Below are 21,722 nucleotides of genomic sequence, written 5' to 3' on the forward strand. Positions count from 1 at the left end.
TGCTCTAACGTGAAATAATCGACATGATAGCATCAGCCAATTGAGGAATTTCCGTCATTTTCAAACCGGCAATATTAATTCTGCCATTTGGCATGCCGTAAATCGCGAACTCATCTTGCAATACGAGCATTTGACTCTCTGTTAACGGTAATAGAGAAAACATACCTTTTTGATGCGAGATGTCCAAAAACTCTACAGGTGCATTCCTATCCTTCAAAGCTGCGCCTAACGCTTGGCGAATAGTATCGACCCTATCACGGTAGCTTGCCAGCTCGACTAGCCAAGCATCTGGGCTGTCTAACAAATGAGAAGCCACTGCGGCACCGTGATTGGGCGGCATAGAGTAATTGGCACGTGTAATGGTTTCTAAAAGTGTCTGTATATCTGCGTGACGCTCATGGTGCGTCGTTACCACCGAGGCAATACCTGTACGCTCGTTGTATAGTCCCATGTTTTTTGAACAGCTGGCAGCGATAAATGCAAAATCAGCGTCTTCGATCATTAAACGAAGTCCTGCAGCATCGCTATCAGGATCATCTCCAAAACCTTGATATGCCATATCAATAAATGGGACAATATTTTTCTGTTTACACTTATCAGAGAACAGTTGCCACTGCTCTAAAGAAGGATCTATACCGGTAGGGTTGTGGCAGCACGCATGTAATAGCAGTACGTCCCCTTCTTTTGCTTTTTCTAGCGCGGCAAAACACGCATCAATATCTAATTGACCATTTTTATTTTGCCACGGATACGTCTCAACCGTTAACCCAGCACCTTGCATCAGTGGACGATGATTGATATAGCCAGGATCACTGATCCAAACAGTTGAATCCGGAGCAAGCATAGCGATAAAGTCAGCAATGAGCCGTAACGCCCCTGATGCCCCAACCGTTTGAATCGTGCATTGGTTTTTTAGACTTGGACTCTCACCCAGTACAAGTTTTGCCATTTGTTGATTAAAATTAGCGTTACCCGATAGCATGCCATAAGCCTTTGAGTGCGCTTGATGAGCCAGATGTACTTCTGCATCTTGCACAGTTTTCATCACAGGCGTATCGCCATGCTCGTCTCGGTAAACACCAACCAATAGATCTATTTTATGTTTGCGTTGGTCAGCGCGAAACCTACCTAACAATGCCCACAGTGGATCACCATTGATAACAGGCATATTATCTAACATCATGATATTTCCTTAATTAGTTTATTTCGCTCGATTAGACAAGATGACACCAATAGTACTAAGTACGATGCCGCACATCATAATGACTGATAGAGACTCGTTGAGTATCAGCGCAGCCAGTATAGCGGTTAGTCCTGGAGACAAAGAGCCAAATAATAACGTACGAATGGAGCCCAATTGTTTGACAGCATAAGAGAATGCAATAGTTGATACTACTCCTACACCAAGGCCTTGTACTAGGATAAATGGAAGCGCATCATCAAAAGACACAGACCCTATATTGGTCTCTACGATACCAGACAGAACCATCATCAATGTCAGAAAAAAAGAGGTATAAGAAAGCACGATAGCGATAGCGATTGGACTCAACTTGGTGCTCTTTAACCCTAAGGTAAAACCTGCCCAAATCAAGCTTGCCATTAATAATAACCCCACGCCGTACAGCAGACTATTTGGTATTGCCTGTGCGTGTCCGCCAATCATAGTAGCGATACCAAAGAGAATAAGCATTAATGCGGCAAATTTCCGTAATGATATTCTCTGACGATAAAAAACAAAAGACAATAATGCGGCAAAGAAGACTGGCGTACCTGTCAAAATAGTACCCATGTAAGCTGCTGGCACCGTGCTGGCACCAAAAGCCGCCAACAGCAGAAAAGGCACACCGCCAAGTAGAATAAACATGATATCTGACAGTCTTATGTTTTTGACTTCATTCACACTAGAGAGTACCCAAGGAGTCAATAAGACCAGCGGTACACTAAAGCGAATAAGCATGACATCCGCAATGCTCAGCGGCGATGCCTCAACCGCTCGCACAGTCAACGCAAATCCTGACCAAATCAATAATACGACGCTCATAGCTACATAGCCTTTGGTTAATGGCGACATAATGAACAAAGGATTTTTGCGCGATGAGGGGTGAAATATCGTATTCATAGTCGTGTCTTATACTGGTATACAAAGACCAATTATCGATTAAAATACGCGCTTTTATCTCTATTTATTCATTGCAATTTTGCAAATATTTGGTGGATAATGCCAATTAAATCAAAATTATTGGCTTAAAAAGCCAAAAGGTAAATTATGGACAAAATCGACCGTCATATTTTGGAAGTGCTCCAAAAAGAAGCACGCTTATCTACGGCGGAACTGTCCGAACGCGTAGGGCTGTCGCCGTCTCCTTGTGCACGGCGTTTAAAGCGTCTAGAGGACGAAGGTTATATAGAGAACTATCAAGCAAACATAAATAAAGCCAAAGCGGGCATTATGATGAGTTTCTTTGTGGAGGTCAGTCTCAACAACCACCAAGAAGATTCTATTGCAGCTTTTGAGCAAGCCCTATCCAATATGGACGAGGTCATTAACGGACATGTGGTATCGGGTTCTTATGATTATTTATTGGAAGTGGTTAGCCCCAATCTCGATGGTTATGAGCGGTTCACACGTAAGCTAAATAAACTTGCTAGCGTAAAAGATATACATACTCATTTATCAGTGAGAAAGGTAATTAAAAAGACGACTCTACCTATTTTTGTGTGAGGTTTTTAATACTAATGACTGAAAACGAAAGCTATTATAAACAACTCGTTAATTTGAATGCTTACATAGCTTTGTTATCGCGCATAAAAAAGCCCTGCTATCTTTCGATAGCAGAGCTTTTGATAGTCAAACAGACTTTATGACAAAATCATACTTTTAGCGAAAAGTGGTTTGTCGAGGAAGACGAGCGAAAATAGTACTTATTGTACATTAAGCAAGTCTGACAAAGACAAACCGCTTTGCAGCAGAAGTAGAATTACATCATGCCGCCCATTCCACCCATTCCACCAGCACCGCCGCCCATAGCAGCCATACCGTCATCGCTCTGCGGTAAATCAGTAATCATGGCTTCAGTGGTCAACATGAGACCAGCAACAGACGCTGCGTTCTCTAGTGCTGAACGAGACACTTTGGCTGGATCAAGAATACCCATCTCAAGCATATCACCGTATTCACCAGAGGCAGCATTGTAGCCGTAGTTACCAGTGCCATTTTTTACTGCATTTACGACAACTGATGCTTCTTCGCCAGCGTTGGTGACGATTTGACGTAATGGCGCTTCCATTGCACGACGTAGGATGTTGATACCTGCGTCTTGGTCATCGTTGTCGCCTTTTAGCTCAGACAATGCATTCATTGCACGAACTAATGCAACACCGCCGCCAGGTACAACGCCTTCTTCAACCGCAGCACGAGTGGCATGTAGTGCATCGTCAACACGGTCTTTCTTCTCTTTCATTTCGGTTTCAGTTGCTGCACCGACTTTGATTACTGCTACGCCGCCTGCTAATTTCGCAACGCGTTCTTGTAGCTTTTCTTTATCGTAGTCAGAAGTAGATTCAGCGATCTGACGGTTGATAGACTCAACACGGTTTTCGATGTCAGCTTTGTTACCAGCACCATCAACGATTACGGTGTTTTCTTTGCCAACAGTGACTTTTTTCGCCGTACCCAATTGCTCTAGAGTAGCAGTCTCTAAGCTTAGGCCAATCTCTTCAGAGATTACGGTACCGCCAGTTAGCGTTGCGATATCTTCTAGCATGGCTTTACGACGATCGCCAAAACCTGGTGCTTTAACGGCACAAGTTTTCAAACCGCCACGCATGTTGTTTACAACTAGGGTTGCCAATGCTTCGTTTTCTACGTCTTCAGCAATGATAAGCAATGGCTTGCTTTGCTGCATGACTTGCTCAAGTAATGGCACGATTTCACGAATATTACTGATTTTTTTGTCAACCAATAGGATATATGGGTTTTCAAACTCAGCAGTTAAGCTGTCTTGTTTGTTGGCAAAGTACGGGCTGATATAACCACGGTCAAACTGCATACCTTCGACAACTTCTAGAGTATCTTCGAAGCTTGAACCTTCTTCAACAGTGATAACGCCTTGCTTACCCACTTTTTGCATCGCTTGCGAAATCAGCTCACCAATTTTGGTGTCTGAGTTAGCAGAGATAGACCCTACTTGTGCGATGGCTTTTTCGTCATCAGCAGGCGTTGATAGGTTATGAATTTCTTGCACTGCTACGCGAACGGCTTTATCGATACCGCGTTTCAGATCCATTGGGTTCATGCCAGCAGCTACTGACTTCATGCCTTCTTGTAAGATTGATTGAGCCAATACCGTTGCAGTCGTTGTACCATCACCAGCCACGTCATTAGTGCGGCTAGCCACTTCACGAACAAGCTGTGCGCCCATGTTTTCGAATTTGTTTTCAAGCTCGATTTCTTTGGCAACCGATACACCATCTTTTGTGATGGTAGGTGCGCCAAATGATTTGTCGATAACGACGTTACGACCTTTAGGGCCTAGAGTGACACGCACTGCGTTTGCTAGAACGTTTACGCCGTCCATCATTTGTTTACGGGCATCAATGCCGAATTTTACGTCTTTTGCCATGTTAAATTACTCCACTATTATAAGTATGAGAATACAATGAGATGATTTATTCTTATCGAGAGTCGATATTAGATATGCGCTGAATGTGAAACCACACTCAAAGGGATTAACCTTCTAGCACACCTAATACGTCAGACTCTTTCATGATCAATAATTCTTCGCCGTCAACTTTTACCGTTTGACCAGCATACTGACCGAACAATACTTTATCACCAGCTTTTACGTCTAACACACGAGTTTCGCCGTTGTCACGAACTTGACCATTACCAACAGCAATCACTTCACCTTGTGAAGGCTTTTCTTGTGCAGAACCCGGCAATAAGATACCACCCGCAGTTTTTGTCTCTTCTTCTATGCGGCGGACGACGATACGGTCATGTAAAGGACGAATGTTCATCGATATGACTCCAAAAATTAGTTGTTTGAATAAAGGGTTTATTTGAATTAATAGTCTCAATACCAGTATCTATAAGAGTCGCCATTCAATAACAGCAATCTAAAGATACGCTTTGAGCTTGTAACAAAAAGTGGGGGCAAGATAGGTTGGCTTCAAGTGTAAAGCCCAAAAATTTACAAGATTATTCTGCTGGTTGTTAATGGCACTCAAGAGAAATGGAGCCTAGTAGAGACCATGTGTTTTATTTATCCTCTATTGCTGGCTTTACAGCACGTTACGCCTTATCAAATTATTCCTGTCTATAGCAACATTCGCTACAAGCACTACACGCGTCAGTCGACTGTAACTCTTGAAAATGTAACAGAGTATGACCATTATAAGCGGTGTGAGCATAATAAGAATGATCGATAAATGCTGCTATATCAGCATCATATCAGTTCAGTAATATATTACTAAAGAGGTATCTATGAGTTTGACGTTAATGCACAAAAAATCACTGCACAACGAGTCTAATAGTACGACACGCAAACCATCTACGTTTGTATCTGCCTTAATGACAGGTATCAGTATTTCTACCATTGGAGCCTTAAGTATGACCGCACCCACGCTTGCCAGCGCAAAGACCGTTCAGCCATCGACTGCCGATTATAGCTTTACGGTTGAAGACAAATACAAGGGATCGGCGACTCGTACGCTAAGTAAGTCCGGTAGCACGTGGAAATACAACGTAAAGGCACGCGTCGCTGGGGTGGCTAGTGCTTCGCAAAACAGTACCTTTACGATCAATGGTAATAACGTCAGTCCTACGCAGGCGAGCACTACTTATAAGCTACTAGGTCTTGGTCGTACACATAAGCTGGACTTTAACTCAAGCGCAAAGAAAGTCACTAGCAACTATAAAGGCAAAACCACGACCATGAATATGTCGCAGCAAGCCTTTGATGACTTGAGTCTTGAGGTACAAATTCGCCAAGACCTATTAAATGGTAAGTTCTCTGGTAATTACTACATGGCAAAGAAAAACAAAGTTGAAAAGACACCATTTAAAAAATCAGGCAATACCAAGATTACCGTACCAGCTGGCACCTTCGATACCGTGCGTGTTGACCGCGTCCACGATGACGACAGCCGTTCTACCAGTTTTTGGTTAGCTCCTAGCTTAGACTACTTACCTATCAAGGTCAGTCAGATCAATGATGGTAAAAAAATGGATTTAGAGTTGACCAAAGTCAACTAATACCAGTAAGCACAAGAATCGCTTTATCGTATTAAAAAAGCGGCATCCTAAATAGGATGCCGCTTTTTTTGTTTCAAGTCTGTGTCTCAATGAAACCTATTCATGATAAATAAAGGCTCTTGGATAATGTAGAAATACTAGCGAGAGCGCGGCTGTTTGACGACATTATTCATTGACGGTAAACGTTTTAGCAAAATGAACAACCAGACATTGATACCAAACAATAAGACAAAATCAGTCAAATAGACAACAATCTCAGCCCAGCTACTGCCGTATATACGAGTGAACAGCACCACCCCACTTGCGCCCAGATAGACAAGCGTAAACATACTGCCTATCAGTAAGGCATAAGGCGAGCGTCCACGCAGTATCCATGGTGTCAAAATAAATGCGGGCACAAGCCATAACGCTTGCCAAGCAATACCGCCAATGATGTCAGGACTACTTGGATTGAACACACTGATGAAGACAGGTAATCCAATCATTCTATAAACAAGCCATATCAACCAAGTAATCGTCAAGCGCTTTGCAATAGGTGCAATAGGCTTGGTAGCTTTTAGGGTCTTACTGTCAGAACGGTTTGTGGCCATTAGAGGTATGTATTTCCTAGATTAATATTTGGCTATCAGCGCCTAACAATAAGTCGCTAATCATGCAATTCTTATATAAGCGCTGCATGACAGTAAATAAATGACAGTACAAACTATAAAGAGTCGGTTAACGACCCCAGTTCGCCTGTGCTAAAGCAGTAGCTGTAATTGCCAAACGGTGACCCTGTGCAACCCCGAGCTCACGCTCATCAGCCGATATTGGCTGATCATGAGAGGCGCCGCTGACATGACTGGCACCATAAGGCGTACCACCGCGATCAGTACGATTCAGCGCAGGTTCAGCATAAGGGACGCCCACAATCATCATACCGTGATGCATCAATGGTAACATCATTGTCAGCAATGTGGTCTCTTGACCACCATGCATAGAGCCTGTCGCGGTAAATACGGACGCTGGCTTATTTTGTAGGTTTCCTGCTAACCAAAGCGTTACGGTATTGTCCCAAAAGTATTTCATGGGCGCTGCCATATTGCCAAAATGCGTTGGGCTACCGAGCGCCAAACCGCTACAGTCTTTTAGGTCATCCATCGTACAGTATAGGTCGCCTTCATCAGGTATCGCAGGCTTGCTCGACGTCGTCTCAGGCGCAACTGTCGGTACGGTGCGGATACGAGCAGTCATGCCAGCATCCTCGATCCCTTGAGCGATAGCATATGCCAATGTCTTGGTCGTACCGTAATTAGAATAATAAAGCACTAAAACATAAGGGTCGGTCTGACTCATTGGCAACACTTCCTTATAAAATTATTAACGTTATCATTTATAACCACTATCAGCAGATTGATACTGCCAAAACGTCTGTATTATAGCACTGTGGAATATGGGCACATTATGCCCGAGTCATTCACTGACATGCAAACAACCCTAGTTCTTATTATAGCGAATGCCGTGCTCTATTGGTGTGCTCTGTGCATTTTGACACAATTAAACCGCAGATGATGACCGCGCATGTTTGTTACACTATTGTCACTCTTACTTTTGCTAACTGGTCGACATGGAAAAACTATCACAGAAAATCCCATTTTTGCAGCAACGCTGGTTTCAGTTTTTGCGATTTTTGGTTCGACATTTTTTTGAAGACAACTGTCAGCAAAAAGCAGCATCGCTCACCTATACCACCATGCTGTCGATTGTGCCTGTATTAACGGTATTATTGATGATTCTATCGTCCGTACCAGCGCTCGCCTCAGTGAGAGCACAGATATATGAGGTGATTTATAGCAATCTATTACCACAGTCTAGCCTGCAAGTTAGTGAGTATATTAATGACTTCGCCGAAAAATCATCCAACCTGACCATCATCGGTGCCATGATTTTGTTTTTGACGACCATTCTGACGCTGACCACTATTGAGCGCGCTTTTAACCAAATCTGGCGGGTAGAAAACCGTTCAGGGGGTCTCAAAAGTATGATGCGCTATTGGACGATCGTAACCCTAGGACCGTTAGTATTAGGCACAGCTTTTATTGCCTCTAGTACCGTTCAAAGTCTGAGTTTTCTCAATCGACAAATCGCAGGTTACGGTATTGATTGGGGATTTTGGGTACAGGCTGTATCGATTGGTATCACTGTTGCAGGCTTTATCGGCATGTACTGGTTCATACCGAAAGCACGCGTACCTATAAAAAATGCGGCGATTTCTGGTGTATTTGTCGCCATCGTTTTTGAGCTAATGAAACATCTGTTTGGTACTGTAATGGCCAACTTTACCAGCTACGAGGCGATTTATGGAGCATTTGCAGCGCTTCCTATATTCTTACTATGGATATTTCTGTCGTGGAACCTTATCTTGCTAGGCGTTGAGATCAGTTATACCTTGACTATTTTTGAGACAGAGGAGGTCTACCCTCGCCATCCATTACTTAGCTTGCTGGACATGCTGAACTTGGTATACACCCATCACCTAAAAGGCGAAGCGGTTAGCGAACAAGCGCTGCGCAATGTACTGGGGCGAAAAGAGCTTCCTAAATGGTATACCTATATTAATTATCTACAAGACAGTAATCTCATCACCATGACAGAAGACGATGACTATGTACTCAAAAAAGACTTGAGCGCAATGACGTTATGGGATTTTTATCGTACGCTACCCTATCCGCTGCCGATCAAAGACGAGCTTGACGAGATGAAGTTAGAGGACCAGAAACCTTGGCTCAGCCTATTAGTAGGTCGCTTTGAGCATACCGAAGCCTATGCCAAGCAGCAACTGCATCTACCGCTAAATGCTATTTTTGCCAATAGTGAACCGCGCAAAAAATCTGCTTCTGGCAATAAAAGAAGTCATGCTAAATTATTTAGAAAAACGGCGGCAGCAGATGCTGCTTTAACACAAAACGACCTGGATAAAAACAATACAAATAGAGTCCATTCGACTAACATAAACGGTGAAGCGTCACCGCATTTCGACCCTATTGCCTATGACAAAGACAGCAATGTTGATTACGATGATCACAATAATGAAGCCGTTATTCCCATAGGCTCTACTGAGCACTCGGATAAGACGGAATCAAACAGACGTGGCTATAAGCATGCTGTTATCACTGAGGCTGATAACCCAAAAGCAAACTCGTAACCCATCAACGAGCACTGAATTTAAGGGCACTTGAATTTAAGGGCGCTCGAATCTAAGAGCATTTGAACCCAAAAGCTTGTAGCGAGATGTTCTGACAACTCTGCGACAACAAGCCACTTTACTATTATTTTTGGATACTTTAAGTATATGGCAGCGCACAAAGACGATGACACAAGCATGTGGATCCGTACTATCAGTACCGGTCAAAACAAACTCAAACAGTTTACTCAGTTATGGTCGCTACAGACACTTACCGACCTGCCTGACCGCTTAAGAAACTTGTGGCAGCAGCTTATTGGATCTTATTGGTTTATCCCAACCGCTTGTGTGATTGTCGGCATTTTACTTGCGCCTTTATTAGTGACGATAGATCAGCACTTTGATCGTGAAAGGGTTCGAGAGATCTCTTTTGCGTTTACAGGTGATGACGATGCAGCACGTGCCATCATGACCGCTATTGCTGGTGCGGTATTAGGTGTGGCTGGCACGACGTTTTCGATTACGATTGCTGTACTGTCTATGGCCTCATCACAGTTTGGTCCTAGGTTATTACGTAACTTTTTGACAGATACGCCAAACCAGTTTGTCCTTGGCGCCTTTATCGGCACGTTTAGCTACAGCTTACTCGTCCTAAAATCTATTCATAAGTACGATGTGTCTTTTGGTGTACCGCAATTAGCCGTCACCTTTGCCATTATCATGGCTATTGTTTGTGCGCTGTTGTTGGTTTATTTTGTACAGCATATGGTACATGCCATTCAGGCATCTCACGTTATTCAAAACGCCAGTAATGATGCTTTGACCAACATTTACTATTGGTACACCGATCAGTGTGATATCCAACATCAGCGTGATGCTGAACATCATGATGTCGAACAATTTCACAATTGGCCTGCCATGCCCATCTACTCACCACGCTCAGGCTATTTGCAGCAGATCTATCTTGAGTCACTAATAGCACTGTCGCAAGATTATGGCGGTGTGGTACAGATGCATGTCAATCTTGGCGAGTATATTACTGACAAAAACGTCATTGGGTACTTTTATCAGCGTCCAGCAGACCATCCGTACAATCAACAGAAGACCGCCACCGCGCATCTGGCTATGATACCGCGGTCACCTGACGGTATGTTTTGGCAACGCTTTGCAGGCTGCGTGCGAATCGAACAACGACTGGCGCATTCTGATGACATCGCCTACAGCTTGGGTCAAATGACTGAAATCGCTGTACGAGCACTGTCTCCTGGTATCAATGATCCAAAGACAGCCGTCAACTGCGTCCAGTCTCTGACCAGCTGCTTAAGTATTATGATGCGGCGCCAACCGCCAAGTCCTTATCATTTTTATATACCACACCCAGAGAGTAATGGTTCTGAAAACGCAGTCAAACAAAAGCGACTGGCCATACTCGCGCTAGTCACACATACACCCAAAATATCTGATTTTATCAATGTGTCGCTTGGTGAAATACGCCGTTATGCGGCGGCTGACTTAATGGTGTTAAAAGCACTGTGTCGAGCCATGGTCAATCTGAACTATGCACGGGTGAACAGTGCACAGCAGCAGACGCTACTGCATGAGCTAAAACTGGTGAAACGAGCTGGTGAAGAAAATTTGAGCTATCAAGAGTTGATAGATGATCTAGTCGCTATGTGTGATCAGGCCGAGCAGTTTATTCTCAATGAGGATGCTCGGCATCAACACTTTGATTACGTCAGCGAGTTTGCTATCAATATCCGCCAAGCATTAGAATCGCAGTCAAGCTGAGTGTATGGCCAGTCAATGAAATAGAGTACTGGCTGACTTGGTGCGCCAATATTGATAGATGACAGAACAACAGTTACGTAGCACTTATAAGTCTTTGGCTTAGGGTAAATTTTATATACATACGAGACCTGCTTTATGGCATCTGCAACCAGCTTGACCATACTTGAAATCAGCGCCATATTTTTATCAATTACTGCATCACTGACTTATATCAATCACCGTTTTATTGGTTTACCCACCACCATCGGTGTGATGGTCATTTCTATATTATTGTCTATCGGCGCGATATTTTTGGGGTTCTTGGGGTTCGATCAGCTGATTGATTATGAAGTCAGTCTGTTAGAGCAGCTTGATTTTACCGAAGTACTGTTAGACGGTATGCTCTCGATGTTGCTATTTGCAGGCGCATTACATGTCAATATTAATGACCTTAGACGCTACAAACTACCTATTGGCATATTAGCTGGTATTGGCACTATTGTATCAGCGCTGCTGATTGCTACGGCAATCTACTTTATGCTGCCATTATTTGGTTTTGGTTTGCCGTTTCTGTGGTGCTTATTATTTGGTGCGCTAATATCGCCTACCGACCCTATTGCCGTGATGGGCATTCTTTCATCAGCTGGTGCGCCAAAAAGCATCGAGACTGTCATCGCTGGTGAATCGTTGTTCAACGATGGTATCGGCGTGGTCATTTTTGTCTTGCTGCTTGGTATCCTATCCAGTGGTGATATCCCAACTGCCAACTATGTGGCACATACGCTAGCTGTCGAGGCTGGCGGCGGTGTGGTCTTTGGCTTGGTCCTTGGCGCAATTTTATACTATTTACTCAAGAGTATAGATAGCTATCAAGAAGAGGTGCTATTGACTTTAGCTGGTGTCATTGGCGGCTATGCGCTTGCCAGCCACTGGCATTTGTCAGGACCGCTCGCTATGGTTATGATGGGATTGATGGTTGGTAATCGCGGGCGGGAGCTTGCAATGAGTGATCAGACGCGTCACTACATTGACCTATTTTGGGAATTAATCGATGAGATTTTAAACGCGATTTTGTTTGTACTCATCGGGCTAGAAGTAGTGATGATAGCTTATTCTGGCAATTTATTTATTGCGGCGGGCTTGACCATTTTGATTGCTCTGATTGCTCGGTTCATTGTGGTGGGTATGACGACCAAAACTTTTCATCGTCAATTGGACCTGCCTACTGGTGCTTGGAAAGTGCTGACATGGGGCGGACTGCGCGGTGGTATTTCTGTCGCGTTAGTCCTACAACTGCCCACTGGTACAGAGCGCGATATCTTATTGGCCCTTACTTATGCCGTCGTGATATTTTCTATCCTGGTACAAGGCCTCAGCGTCGGCAAAGTTGCAAAAAGCATTCGCACAGAGGACAAAACCATAGACGTATAATCTTTAAGTGCAGTAGCATAGAAAAGCTAGCGCAAGAGCTGCCTCTTACGCGGGCTTTTTTACGTACGTACAAGGGTTATATCAGACCTTTTTGTTTCATACTACGGTATACCACCATAATAATGATTAGATTAAAGATAAGTATACCAAGCTTAAACCAATCAAATGGGCTAATAATCAGATAGTAGACTTCTATAGGAATAAATATGCCGTAGCCCAGCACGCCAAACCAATACGCCCATGTCTTGTCATGCCATAAGCCATAAGCTTCAAGAAAACGCAGGCTGGCATATGCAAATATCAGTAATAGGAATAATGACCAGTTTTTGCTCGCCTGTTGAGCAATACGTACCACGCTATCGATTTGCGGTGCAAGCAGCTGACCAAAGGTTTGCTCCCAAGAAGATGTGGCAGTCTTTAACCAATGGTCGAGATCCGTATGCCATGACCACAGAGCGCCCGCCCCCAATATCGCACCAACGCCTTTAACCACTTCATAAACCGCTACCGCTTTGATGGACTCACTGGCAGTGCTGCGTGGTTTGTCTTGATGGTCGTCAACGTCAACCTCTTTGCCCTTCGAGGATGGCGGCAAACTGTCATCCTGTCGGGACCAATTAGCCAAAGAACGTCTCCACGACTCGGCCTTGCAATTGCTGATTAAAGAATGGCGTGTTCTTGCCATTTGATAACATAGATTGTGCGGTCACTTGCCACTCGATAGTTGGATCAACCAGTACAGCGCCACCAATGGCTTCGTACTGATCACTGATGCCAGCGATTTTTGCAGGATTGAGACAGATCTTATCGACTAATTGTGCGAGTGTTAAGACCTCATCATGTACCAACTGACACGCCAGCGCCATAAAAGTATCAAAGTTTGAGATACCAGGCGTACTCTCAGCAAACGGCGCTTTTTTTGCCGTACTGTTCAACGGCTCATGATGACTACAGATCGCATCGATAGTGCCATCTTTTAGTCCACGGCGGATAGCTTGCTGGTCGGTATTACTACGTAATGGTGGCAACACGTAAGCTTGTGCATTAAAGCCTTCAAGATTGTCATCGGTTAAGTACAGCTGATGCATCGCAACATCACACGTAACAGGTAGACCCTTGTCTTTTGCCCAGCGCATAAGCTCGATAGAGGACTTGCATGATAGCTGACTAAAGTGAGCGGCGATTCCAGTCTCTTCAACCATGAGCAGCTGCGTAGATAAGGCAACGGTTTCAGCAATCCAAGGAATCCCTTGTAGACCATGATAAGAAGCAATATAGCCCTCATGAGCAACCCCGTCTCCAGACAGGCTTGCCTCATCAGGATAAAAGAATACCTTCATACCAAAGGTCGCTGCATATTCTAGGGTACGTAATAGCACCAAATCATTGCGAAACGGTCTGCGAGCATTAGACACAGCTATACAGCCGCCTTTTTTTAGCCCTGCTATATTAGAAGGACGCTCGCCCTCTAAACCTGCAGTCAGCGCACCCAAAATATGTAAGTGAATGCCACCATCGCCAAGCGCACGCTCACGCAAACCCTTTAAGAGTGAACCGTTTTCTAAAATAGGATTGGTGTCTGGTGGGATAACGACATGCAAGAACCCATTACCACGAGCAGCGCTGCCTTCTGATTTTAGCGTGCCGTGTTGCTGCTGACCTGGCTCACGTAAACGAGCACATAAATCTACCAAAGGCGGTAGTAGCCATTTTTCTTGCCCAGCCTCGAGAGTAGATAGCTTGTTTATTACAGATTGTGGTAGCGCATCTCTGAATGCTGCTGGTAAATGGTCAAGGATAGGTGCATCAGTATTAAGCATGGTAGACATAACGTTATTACCGTATCAATAAAATGAAATAAATGAGAATAAGTCGCGCAGCGGGCTATTACTTACCAGCCGCTTGGTGAGCGCGCTGGCCTTCCATCGCAAGCGATAAGACTGCCATACGTATGGCAATACCATTGTTTACCTGCTTTAAGATGACAGATTGTGCGCCATCTGCCACGCTAGAAGCAATCTCAACGCCTCGGTTCATTGGACCTGGATGCATGACTAATGCATCAGGCTTGGCGAGAGCGACTCGTTCTGGCGTAATACCATAATGCTTGTAATACTCATTGGATGATGCCAAAAGCGGTGAGCCGATACGCTCATTTTGTATTCTTAATCCCATAATGACGTCACAGTCCGTGACGCACTCATCCATACTTTCATACACGGTTACACCAAAACGCTCGATACCTTTGGGCAGTAACGTACGCGGCGCACAAACACGGATATCTGTCACACCTAGCGTTTGCAGTGCACTGATATCAGAGCGTGCCACGCGTGAGTGCTTGATATCACCAACGATTGCGATAGACAGCGCTTCAAATGGACGCGGTGCCTCACGGTGGATGGTCAACATATCAAGCATCCCTTGGGTAGGATGCGCGTGCCAGCCATCACCGCCATTGATGATCGCGATATCAGGGGTGACTTCTGTCGCCATGAAATGCGCAGCACCCGAAGCTGAATGACGTACCACAAAGATATCTGCGGTCATTGCCTGTAGGTTCCATAGCGTATCGCGTAGACTTTCGCCTTTCTTCGTACTGGAGCGTTCGATATCGATATTAAGTACATTGGCGCCCAATCGCTTTTCTGCCACTTCAAACGTCGTTCGCGTACGAGTCGATGGCTCAAAGAACAAATTCATTACGGTATAGCCATCCAACTCAGGACGGTTGATTAATTGACCATTATCATCAAAGAAAGTCTCTGCTTTAGCGATGATTGCTTTGAGCTGCGCTTTATTGAGACCTTCCACACCTAAGAAATGCCGGATACTGCCATCAGTATTCAGCTGCGGACGGCTCAGTGAGGTATTGAGTCTATGATGAATGGTATTAGGATCAAATTTTGCATAATCAGTTGGCGAAACTGCTTGTGTAGCGCTACTATCGATAGAATTTGACATAATGACAAGTCTTCATTGTGGGTTTATATGAGTCTATAGCAATCACTTATTTATCTTTGTTCGATCATTTATCACTGATAAGCATAGATACAAAGGACATTTTGATGCTTATTTGCTACAATTTACCGTAATCGAATGTGACCAAAACGGCATCAGCAGACAATCAGAAAGCATAAGCAGACATACTGCATTCTCATAGAGAACAAGTCTGACAAAACTATAAATGAATAACAATAGATATAGTGTAGCCGATTTTGTGGTCGGGACAAAGATGCCGTATTAGCTATTTAAGAATTTACCTATTTCAGGTGTGCTAAATGCCACCTACTTCTTTACTTTGACACCTATCCGTTCTTTTACTTTCCATACCATTTATTAGGAAGCCTTATGACGACCTTAGCAGACTATCTCAACGAAAATGCTACCAACACTGCGCTCAATGATGTTATTACCACCGTCACTGATGTCGGTAAGACAATTTCGCAGCTACTCAGAAAAGGTGCTCTAGCAGATATTTTAGGCGAAGCTGGCAACCAAAACGTTCAAGGTGAAGACCAGAAAAAACTCGATGTACTGTCCAATGACTTATTACTAGAGGCGTTAGCAAGTAATTCACATTGTGCAGGCGTTGCATCAGAAGAACTCGATGACGCTACCCCTTCCAACAACGATGGCAGCCTATTGGTACTCTTTGACCCATTAGATGGTTCATCAAATATCGATATCAATATGGCAGTGGGTACGATTTTTTCTGTTCTGCCCTATGAGCGTCAAGGTCAAACCAGCGAAAACAGCGATTACCTACAAGCAGGTAATAAGCAGCTAGCCGCAGGTTACCTATTGTATGGCACCTCTACTGTACTGGCGTTAACCATCGCAGACAAGGTTGTGATGTTCAGCCTAGATCCAGAAACTTCTGACTACGTGCTGATAGAAGACAATGTTCAAATTGATGCCGATACGAGTGAATATGCTATCAATAGCTCTAACTATCGCTACTGGCGCGCGCCGATGCAACAGTACATTGATGAGCTAATCGCAGGTGAAACTGGCGTACGCGGACGCGACTTCAATACGCGTTGGGTCGCGGCTATGGTTGGTGACGTTCATCGTATCTTGTGTCGCGGTGGTCTCTTCACTTATCCGTTTGATACCAAATACGCTCATAAAGCAGGTAAGCTGCGTTTGATGTATGAAGCCAATCCAATGAGCCTATTAATAGAGCGCGCAGGTGGCGGTGCGACAGACGCTGTCAATCGTATCCTGGACATTGAACCGACCGATATTCATCAGCGTGTCCCTGTGGTACTCGGCAGCAAAAACGAAGTCAATTATGTGAAAGACTTGCACCTAAACTACTCTGAAAAATAATTAGTTTGCGCCCATGTTAGAAACAGCCAGCAGATTGCTAAATCAAAAATAGACCTTTTGCTGGTTGTCCAAACGACTCCTTTACTCTTCTCTAAGCGATCCACTATGGTACACAATCCCACCGAGCTGATTACCTCAGATAAGAACACAACCGTAAAGCTTGTAAAAGCGCTATTAGCACAAGCACGCCAGCGCAAAAAGAACGGTCAGACCGTTATAGAGGGCGTCCATTTGATAGATGCGGCACTGCGTAGTGACTATCCCTTTGTTCAAATCTTACTATCTGAGTCAGCGCGTAGCCACCCTGAGGTTCAGCAAGTGCTCACTCGCCTGCCCACTTATACGCCTATTCTTGTTTTGTCAGACGCGCTCTATGAGAGCATACGTAGCTTAGGTACTGGCATCGATATTATGGCAATCATCAAGGTGCCAACGCCTAGCTTGCCGATGATCAATGAGGATTGCCTGATCTTAAATGATGTACAAGATAGTGGAAATGTCGGTACGCTACTGCGCACAGCGGCTGCCGTTGGTATTCGCAATATCCTATGTACCAGTGCGACAGCTCAGGCTTGGTCTCCTAAGACGTTACGAGCCGGTATGGGTGCACAGTTTGCACTGACTATTTTTGAGGGCTTAAGTACGCAAGATATTTTAGATTATGTACAGGTACCGCTATTGGCGACTAGCTCACATACAGATACTATCATTTACGATCACGACTTATCTGCACCTGTGGCTTGGATTATGGGTCATGAAGGTCAAGGCGTTAGTGACGATCTAATGCAATGTGCGACGCCTATAGCGCTACCGCAGCCAAATGGTCAAGAGAGTTTAAACGTAGCCATTGCAGGGTCTTTATGTCTGTATGAGACCTTACGTCAAAGACAATACTCTTAGCGTCTATTTATAACTACTATTAAAACCCAATCTATCAAGCATGAAAAAACCCACTATCACTTGATAGTGGGTTTTTTATTATCTGTCTACTACTGATATAGTCAAAGAAGTCTAAAACGGATACAAGGCAGCCGACTGCAGATTATACAAGTAGTACATCTAAGGAGGGTAACGCCGTAGCCGTTTAGTAGTTCTGTGACTATATACTATACCTTGCTGGTTAGCTCAGGCAGTGCTTCGAACAAATCAGCTTCTAAGAAATAGTCAGCAACGCTAGCGATAGGGGCTTCTGGGTCATTGTTGATAGCAACAATAACTTTAGAGTCCTTCATACCAGCCAAATGCTGAATCGCGCCTGAGATACCAGCGGCGATATATAGCTGCGGTGCAACGATTTTACCTGTTTGACCAACCTGCATATCGTTTGGTACATAGCCTGCATCAACAGCAGCACGTGATGCACCAACAGCAGCACCTAGCTTGTCTGCTAGTGGCTCGATATACTTAGTGAAGTTTTCACCGTTCGCTAGTGCACGACCACCAGAAACTACGATACCAGCTGACGTTAACTCTGGACGGTCAGACTTAGCCATCTCTTCATTGACAAAGCTTGCTTTACCAGTTTCTTGTACATTGTCGATAGTTTCAACAGTAGCTGAACCGCCTTCGCTTGCCACTGGGTCAAACGCAGTGGTACGTACGGTTAGTACGACTTTGTCTTCTGTCGTTTTTACTGTCGCTGTTGCATTACCTGCATAGATAGGACGCTCAAACGTTTGTGCGTCTACCACACCAGAGATCTCTGACAACATGCTAACATCAAGTAATGCTGCAGTACGTGGCATAAAGTTTTTGCCAGTAGTCGTTGCAGCAGCCAAGACATGGCTATAGTCACTAGCAATATCTGCAACCAGTAACGCAACGTTGCCTGCTAGTTGATGCTCATAAGCCGCGTTGTCAGCCAATAGTACTTTGGTCACGCCTTCTGCTTTAGCCGCTTCATCAGCCACCGCTTGAGCGCCACTACCTGCAACCAACACATGGATATCATCCCCCATTTGCTTAGCAGCAGCGATAGTGTTCAAAGTTGCCTTTTTTAGACTGGCATTGTCGTGTTCTGCATATACCAAAATTGCCATGGTTTTAATCCTTTATTTATTCGTGTTATCTATTCATGCGGTTGTTTGTGTACAACGCTATTTGAGAGGCTATTAGTTCATATAGAACGGCTCGATCCATAGCCTTGTACAAGATATGCCGTAACAAAGCATCCAATCATTGAAATATTAAATGACTTTTGCTTCGTTTTTCAGCTTATCGACCAACTCATCAACTGACCCTACTGTAATACCAGCTTTACGTTCAGCAGGTGGCACGACTTTAATAATTTCTTGCTTAGATGCCATATCAACACCAAAATCCGCTGGCGTTTTTTCATCAAGTGGCTTTTTCTTCGCTTTCATGATGTTAGGCAATTTAGCATAACGTGGCTCATTCAAACGTAAATCAGTCGTGATGACCGCTGGTAAATCAAGTGCGACTGTTTGCAGGCCACCATCGATTTCACGTGTTACGTTTACTTTATCGCCTTCAACCTTCACTTCTGATGCAAACGTACCCTGACCGATGCCCATCAATGCCGCTAGCATTTGACCCGTTTGGTTGTTGTCATCATCAATCGCCTGTTTACCTAGCAAGATAATATCAGTGCTTTCAGTTTCAGCGATGTTCTTTAAGATCTTAGCAACTTGCAATGGATATGGTTTTTCGTCACTTACTACCAATACACCACGGTCAGCACCTAATGCTAAGGCTGCACGAATCTGCTCTTGTGACTCTTTTGGACCGATTGAAGCAACAATGATCTCATCAATGACGCCAGCTTCTTTTAGGCGAACCGCTTCTTCTACTGCGATTTCATCAAAAGGGTTGATTGACATTTTAGTGTTTGATAAGTCAACGCTAGAGTTGTCGGCTTTTACACGAACTTTTACGTTATAATCAATGACACGCTTGACCGCTACTAATGCTTTCATACGTTCCTCGTTTATTAATGTTATGAATTAAAAATATCAGTTAAGAACCAAATTTTCGTTGTGGTTCGAATTGTCGTTCAAAATACTACTCAAGGTTATTACTACATCAACAGAATGTGATTACTCAAGAAATACAAGCCAATATCAACAATCATATTAGCAATGTGTACTTTATCGATAAATCTGCTAAAGCTAAGCCAACCGTTATTATCAGACCTATGTATCTTGCGTCAGCATGCAGATAAGGTCAAGACAACGCCGTGAATAATGCGTCATAAATTTGTCACCATTCTAAAATAATTGGTCTATAAGCACGTTATTCCACGATTTTTTTAATTGACAGTCGTAATTACTGATACCTTTATAGCATTCTCAGCCCTAGCCTTACTTAACATTTTGTTATTATTTATCTCTTTAGCGTTAATAGATAGGGACTCAGCACTTGTTACTGGTTATCTTCGTTAGAGCTGACATTAGAACCAATCAGCAATTCACTATCACGTATATCATCAAATAATGACCGATCAGGAGTTACTTCACTATTTTTGATAACACTCATATCCCCTGTTGTTTCCATTATGACAGCAAATACCTCAGTTTTAGATTTGATACCGTTTTTACGTAGCACTTCTTGGACATCGCTCGTACTTAGGTTAGCTTCTTGCAAATTATCTGGAAAATACTCGCCATGTGCCATCAATATGATAGCTTGATTGTCTATTAGCGCTTTGAGTGGCTTTATTTTACGCCTTACCACTGAGACCACGCCTTGAATCACGAACAGCACCGCAACAGCGCACAACCCTTGTAGCAGAGAGGGCTCATCAGACAATACGGTAGAGGCTAATATACTACCAATACCAATGGTCATAGCAAAATCATGACTTGATAGCTTAGAAAAGCTACGTAAACCCATGAGGCGTGTAAACAGCATCAGACCCAAATAAAAACCTACTGCGGATATAGAAATACCCAGTATCTGTTGCCAGTCAATTGAAAGCCAAGTTTCCCATTTCATCATAGAACCTTATTTTTAGTGTAGTCAGTGTCTATTACGAACTGATGATACTTGTGAAAATATCAACGATATTTCTTACAAATCGCTCTGCTATAAATATGATGATACAAAAAAAGCAACCTGATAAGAGGTTGCTTTTCTTTAAAGTCGATACAGTATTTTTATTGTTTTGACAAACAAAGTAATCAATGCATATTAGTCATATTACTGTTATCAGGTCTGCTTAGGAAGCCAACTCAATAATGAATAAAATTAGATAGCTTCGATTTGCTCAGCTTGTGGGCCTTTTTTGCCATCACCTAAGATGAAAGACACTTTTTGGCCTTCGGCTAGAGTTTTGAAACCGTTACCTTGGATAGCGCTGTAGTGAGCAAATACGTCTTGTCCGCCATTGTCTTGAGCGATAAAACCAAAACCTTTAGCTTCATTAAACCACTTTACAGTGCCTTCAACTTTATCTGACATAAATTTTCCTGACTCTTTAACTGTTGGCGAGACTTGTGTCATCACCGATTAATTGATATATACCTGCGTATTTTTTGCTTGATGCAATCGTAAAAACTTTAAATAATCTGAAAGAAAATTCAAAATTTTTACCTAAAATATTTCGGGTACAGCCTGATTATAACAGTTTTCGATGTGGGTAACAGTCTAAATTAATAATTTTTGTAAATAAATTTTAGCTATTATTTCGACCTAGGATAAACCATACTTATAAACATATGATACTGATATTAAATGATTTTTAAGTTTTCTTATACTAAATGACGTGTTAGTGGATCTATTAACAACTCAAACAATCAAACCATTCTAGGACTT

Annotated in this window: 20 protein-coding genes; 7 read left to right on the forward strand and 13 right to left on the reverse strand. The window is 43.5% G+C overall.

Features of this window, described 5'->3' with window-relative positions:
* Positions 1–4 precede the first annotated feature (4 nt).
* Both AC5JPO_RS05475 and AC5JPO_RS05480 read right to left on the reverse strand, forming a co-directional pair.
* Positions 5–1,183, reverse strand: coding sequence for an amino acid aminotransferase (locus AC5JPO_RS05475; RefSeq protein WP_493853493.1), 1,179 nt, complete (start codon positions 1,181–1,183; stop codon positions 5–7).
* Between the two features lie 18 nt (positions 1,184–1,201).
* Positions 1,202–2,119 carry a DMT family transporter gene (locus tag AC5JPO_RS05480; RefSeq protein WP_493853494.1) on the reverse strand — a complete coding sequence of 306 codons (918 nt, stop codon included), beginning with the start codon at positions 2,117–2,119 and terminating at the stop codon, positions 1,202–1,204.
* 147 nt (positions 2,120–2,266) lie between these two features.
* Between AC5JPO_RS05480 and AC5JPO_RS05485 the strand changes: the two genes are divergently transcribed.
* Positions 2,267–2,722, forward strand: a complete 456-nt coding sequence (locus tag AC5JPO_RS05485) for an Lrp/AsnC family transcriptional regulator (protein WP_319052040.1) — start codon at positions 2,267–2,269, stop codon at positions 2,720–2,722.
* A 256-nt stretch (positions 2,723–2,978) separates the two neighbouring features.
* Here AC5JPO_RS05485 and groL read toward each other — a convergent pair whose 3' ends face one another.
* Together groL and groES are read right to left on the reverse strand one after the other, a co-directional pair.
* Positions 2,979–4,622 carry a chaperonin GroEL gene (gene groL / locus AC5JPO_RS05490; RefSeq protein ID WP_493853495.1) on the reverse strand — a complete coding sequence of 548 codons (1,644 nt, stop codon included), beginning with the start codon at positions 4,620–4,622 and terminating at the stop codon, positions 2,979–2,981.
* A gap of 106 nt (positions 4,623–4,728) precedes the next feature.
* Positions 4,729–5,019 carry a co-chaperone GroES gene (gene groES / locus AC5JPO_RS05495; protein WP_493853496.1) on the reverse strand — a complete coding sequence of 97 codons (291 nt, stop codon included), beginning with the start codon at positions 5,017–5,019 and terminating at the stop codon, positions 4,729–4,731.
* 481 nt (positions 5,020–5,500) lie between these two features.
* On the opposite strand from groES, the gene AC5JPO_RS05500 reads away from it, so the two are divergent.
* Positions 5,501–6,256: a DUF3108 domain-containing protein gene (locus tag AC5JPO_RS05500; protein ID WP_493854013.1), complete on the forward strand. Its 756-nt coding sequence runs from the start codon at positions 5,501–5,503 to the stop codon at positions 6,254–6,256.
* A gap of 137 nt (positions 6,257–6,393) precedes the next feature.
* On the opposite strand, the gene AC5JPO_RS05505 is transcribed toward AC5JPO_RS05500, so the two are convergent.
* Positions 6,394–6,846 carry a hypothetical protein gene (locus AC5JPO_RS05505; RefSeq protein WP_493853497.1) on the reverse strand — a complete coding sequence of 151 codons (453 nt, stop codon included), beginning with the start codon at positions 6,844–6,846 and terminating at the stop codon, positions 6,394–6,396.
* Between the two features lie 127 nt (positions 6,847–6,973).
* Positions 6,974–7,591, reverse strand: a complete 618-nt coding sequence (wrbA, locus tag AC5JPO_RS05510; protein WP_493853498.1) for an NAD(P)H:quinone oxidoreductase — start codon at positions 7,589–7,591, stop codon at positions 6,974–6,976.
* Positions 7,592–7,862: 271 nt separating this feature from the next.
* Here wrbA and AC5JPO_RS05515 point away from each other — a divergent pair, with 271 nt between their 5' ends.
* The 3 genes from AC5JPO_RS05515 (at position 7,863) to AC5JPO_RS05525 (ending at position 12,617) form a co-directional block, all read left to right on the forward strand.
* The gene (locus AC5JPO_RS05515) at positions 7,863–9,440 is read left to right on the forward strand and encodes a YihY family inner membrane protein (protein ID WP_493853499.1); all 1,578 of its coding nucleotides are present in this window, start codon (positions 7,863–7,865) and stop codon (positions 9,438–9,440) included.
* Positions 9,441–9,587: 147 nt separating this feature from the next.
* On the forward strand, positions 9,588–11,207 hold the full coding sequence (locus AC5JPO_RS05520; RefSeq protein ID WP_493853500.1) for a DUF2254 domain-containing protein: 1,620 nt from the start codon (positions 9,588–9,590) through the stop codon (positions 11,205–11,207).
* 135 nt (positions 11,208–11,342) lie between these two features.
* Positions 11,343–12,617, forward strand: coding sequence for a cation:proton antiporter (locus AC5JPO_RS05525; protein ID WP_493853501.1), 1,275 nt, complete (start codon positions 11,343–11,345; stop codon positions 12,615–12,617).
* Positions 12,618–12,693: 76 nt separating this feature from the next.
* Here the strand turns inward: AC5JPO_RS05525 and AC5JPO_RS05530 are convergent, their stop codons facing one another.
* From AC5JPO_RS05530 to AC5JPO_RS05540, 3 genes are read right to left on the reverse strand one after another with little or no spacing between them, the layout of a single operon-like run.
* Positions 12,694–13,242, reverse strand: a complete 549-nt coding sequence (locus AC5JPO_RS05530; protein ID WP_493853502.1) for a DUF2127 domain-containing protein — start codon at positions 13,240–13,242, stop codon at positions 12,694–12,696.
* Positions 13,235–14,446 carry a dihydroorotase gene (locus tag AC5JPO_RS05535; protein WP_493853503.1) on the reverse strand — a complete coding sequence of 404 codons (1,212 nt, stop codon included), beginning with the start codon at positions 14,444–14,446 and terminating at the stop codon, positions 13,235–13,237. Before AC5JPO_RS05535 ends, AC5JPO_RS05530 begins: the two co-directional genes overlap by 8 nt.
* Before the next feature lie 58 nt (positions 14,447–14,504).
* Positions 14,505–15,578 (reverse strand): aspartate carbamoyltransferase catalytic subunit, encoded by a 1,074-nt coding sequence (locus AC5JPO_RS05540; protein WP_319052050.1) that lies wholly within the window; start codon positions 15,576–15,578, stop codon positions 14,505–14,507.
* A 387-nt stretch (positions 15,579–15,965) separates the two neighbouring features.
* Here AC5JPO_RS05540 and AC5JPO_RS05545 point away from each other — a divergent pair, with 387 nt between their 5' ends.
* Both AC5JPO_RS05545 and AC5JPO_RS05550 read left to right on the forward strand, forming a co-directional pair.
* Complete coding sequence (locus AC5JPO_RS05545) at positions 15,966–16,949, forward strand: class 1 fructose-bisphosphatase (protein WP_493853504.1); 984 nt, start codon at positions 15,966–15,968, stop codon at positions 16,947–16,949.
* Between the two features lie 105 nt (positions 16,950–17,054).
* On the forward strand, positions 17,055–17,849 hold the full coding sequence (locus tag AC5JPO_RS05550) for a TrmH family RNA methyltransferase (RefSeq protein WP_493853505.1): 795 nt from the start codon (positions 17,055–17,057) through the stop codon (positions 17,847–17,849).
* 206 nt (positions 17,850–18,055) lie between these two features.
* Here the strand turns inward: AC5JPO_RS05550 and AC5JPO_RS05555 are convergent, their stop codons facing one another.
* The 4 genes from AC5JPO_RS05555 to AC5JPO_RS05570 all read right to left on the reverse strand — a co-directional run bounded on the left by AC5JPO_RS05555 (position 18,056) and on the right by AC5JPO_RS05570 (position 21,368).
* On the reverse strand, positions 18,056–18,988 hold the full coding sequence (locus AC5JPO_RS05555; RefSeq protein ID WP_493853506.1) for an electron transfer flavoprotein subunit alpha/FixB family protein: 933 nt from the start codon (positions 18,986–18,988) through the stop codon (positions 18,056–18,058).
* Positions 18,989–19,135: 147 nt separating this feature from the next.
* The gene (locus AC5JPO_RS05560) at positions 19,136–19,885 is read right to left on the reverse strand and encodes an electron transfer flavoprotein subunit beta/FixA family protein (RefSeq protein ID WP_493853507.1); all 750 of its coding nucleotides are present in this window, start codon (positions 19,883–19,885) and stop codon (positions 19,136–19,138) included.
* Positions 19,886–20,330: 445 nt separating this feature from the next.
* A complete protein-coding gene (locus AC5JPO_RS05565) occupies positions 20,331–20,903 on the reverse strand; it encodes a DUF421 domain-containing protein (RefSeq protein ID WP_493853508.1) in 573 nt (190 codons plus the stop codon).
* A 252-nt stretch (positions 20,904–21,155) separates the two neighbouring features.
* Complete coding sequence (locus AC5JPO_RS05570; RefSeq protein ID WP_057758834.1) at positions 21,156–21,368, reverse strand: cold-shock protein; 213 nt, start codon at positions 21,366–21,368, stop codon at positions 21,156–21,158.
* Positions 21,369–21,722 lie beyond the last annotated feature (354 nt).

Source organism: Psychrobacter sp. H25 (genome assembly GCF_059076335.1).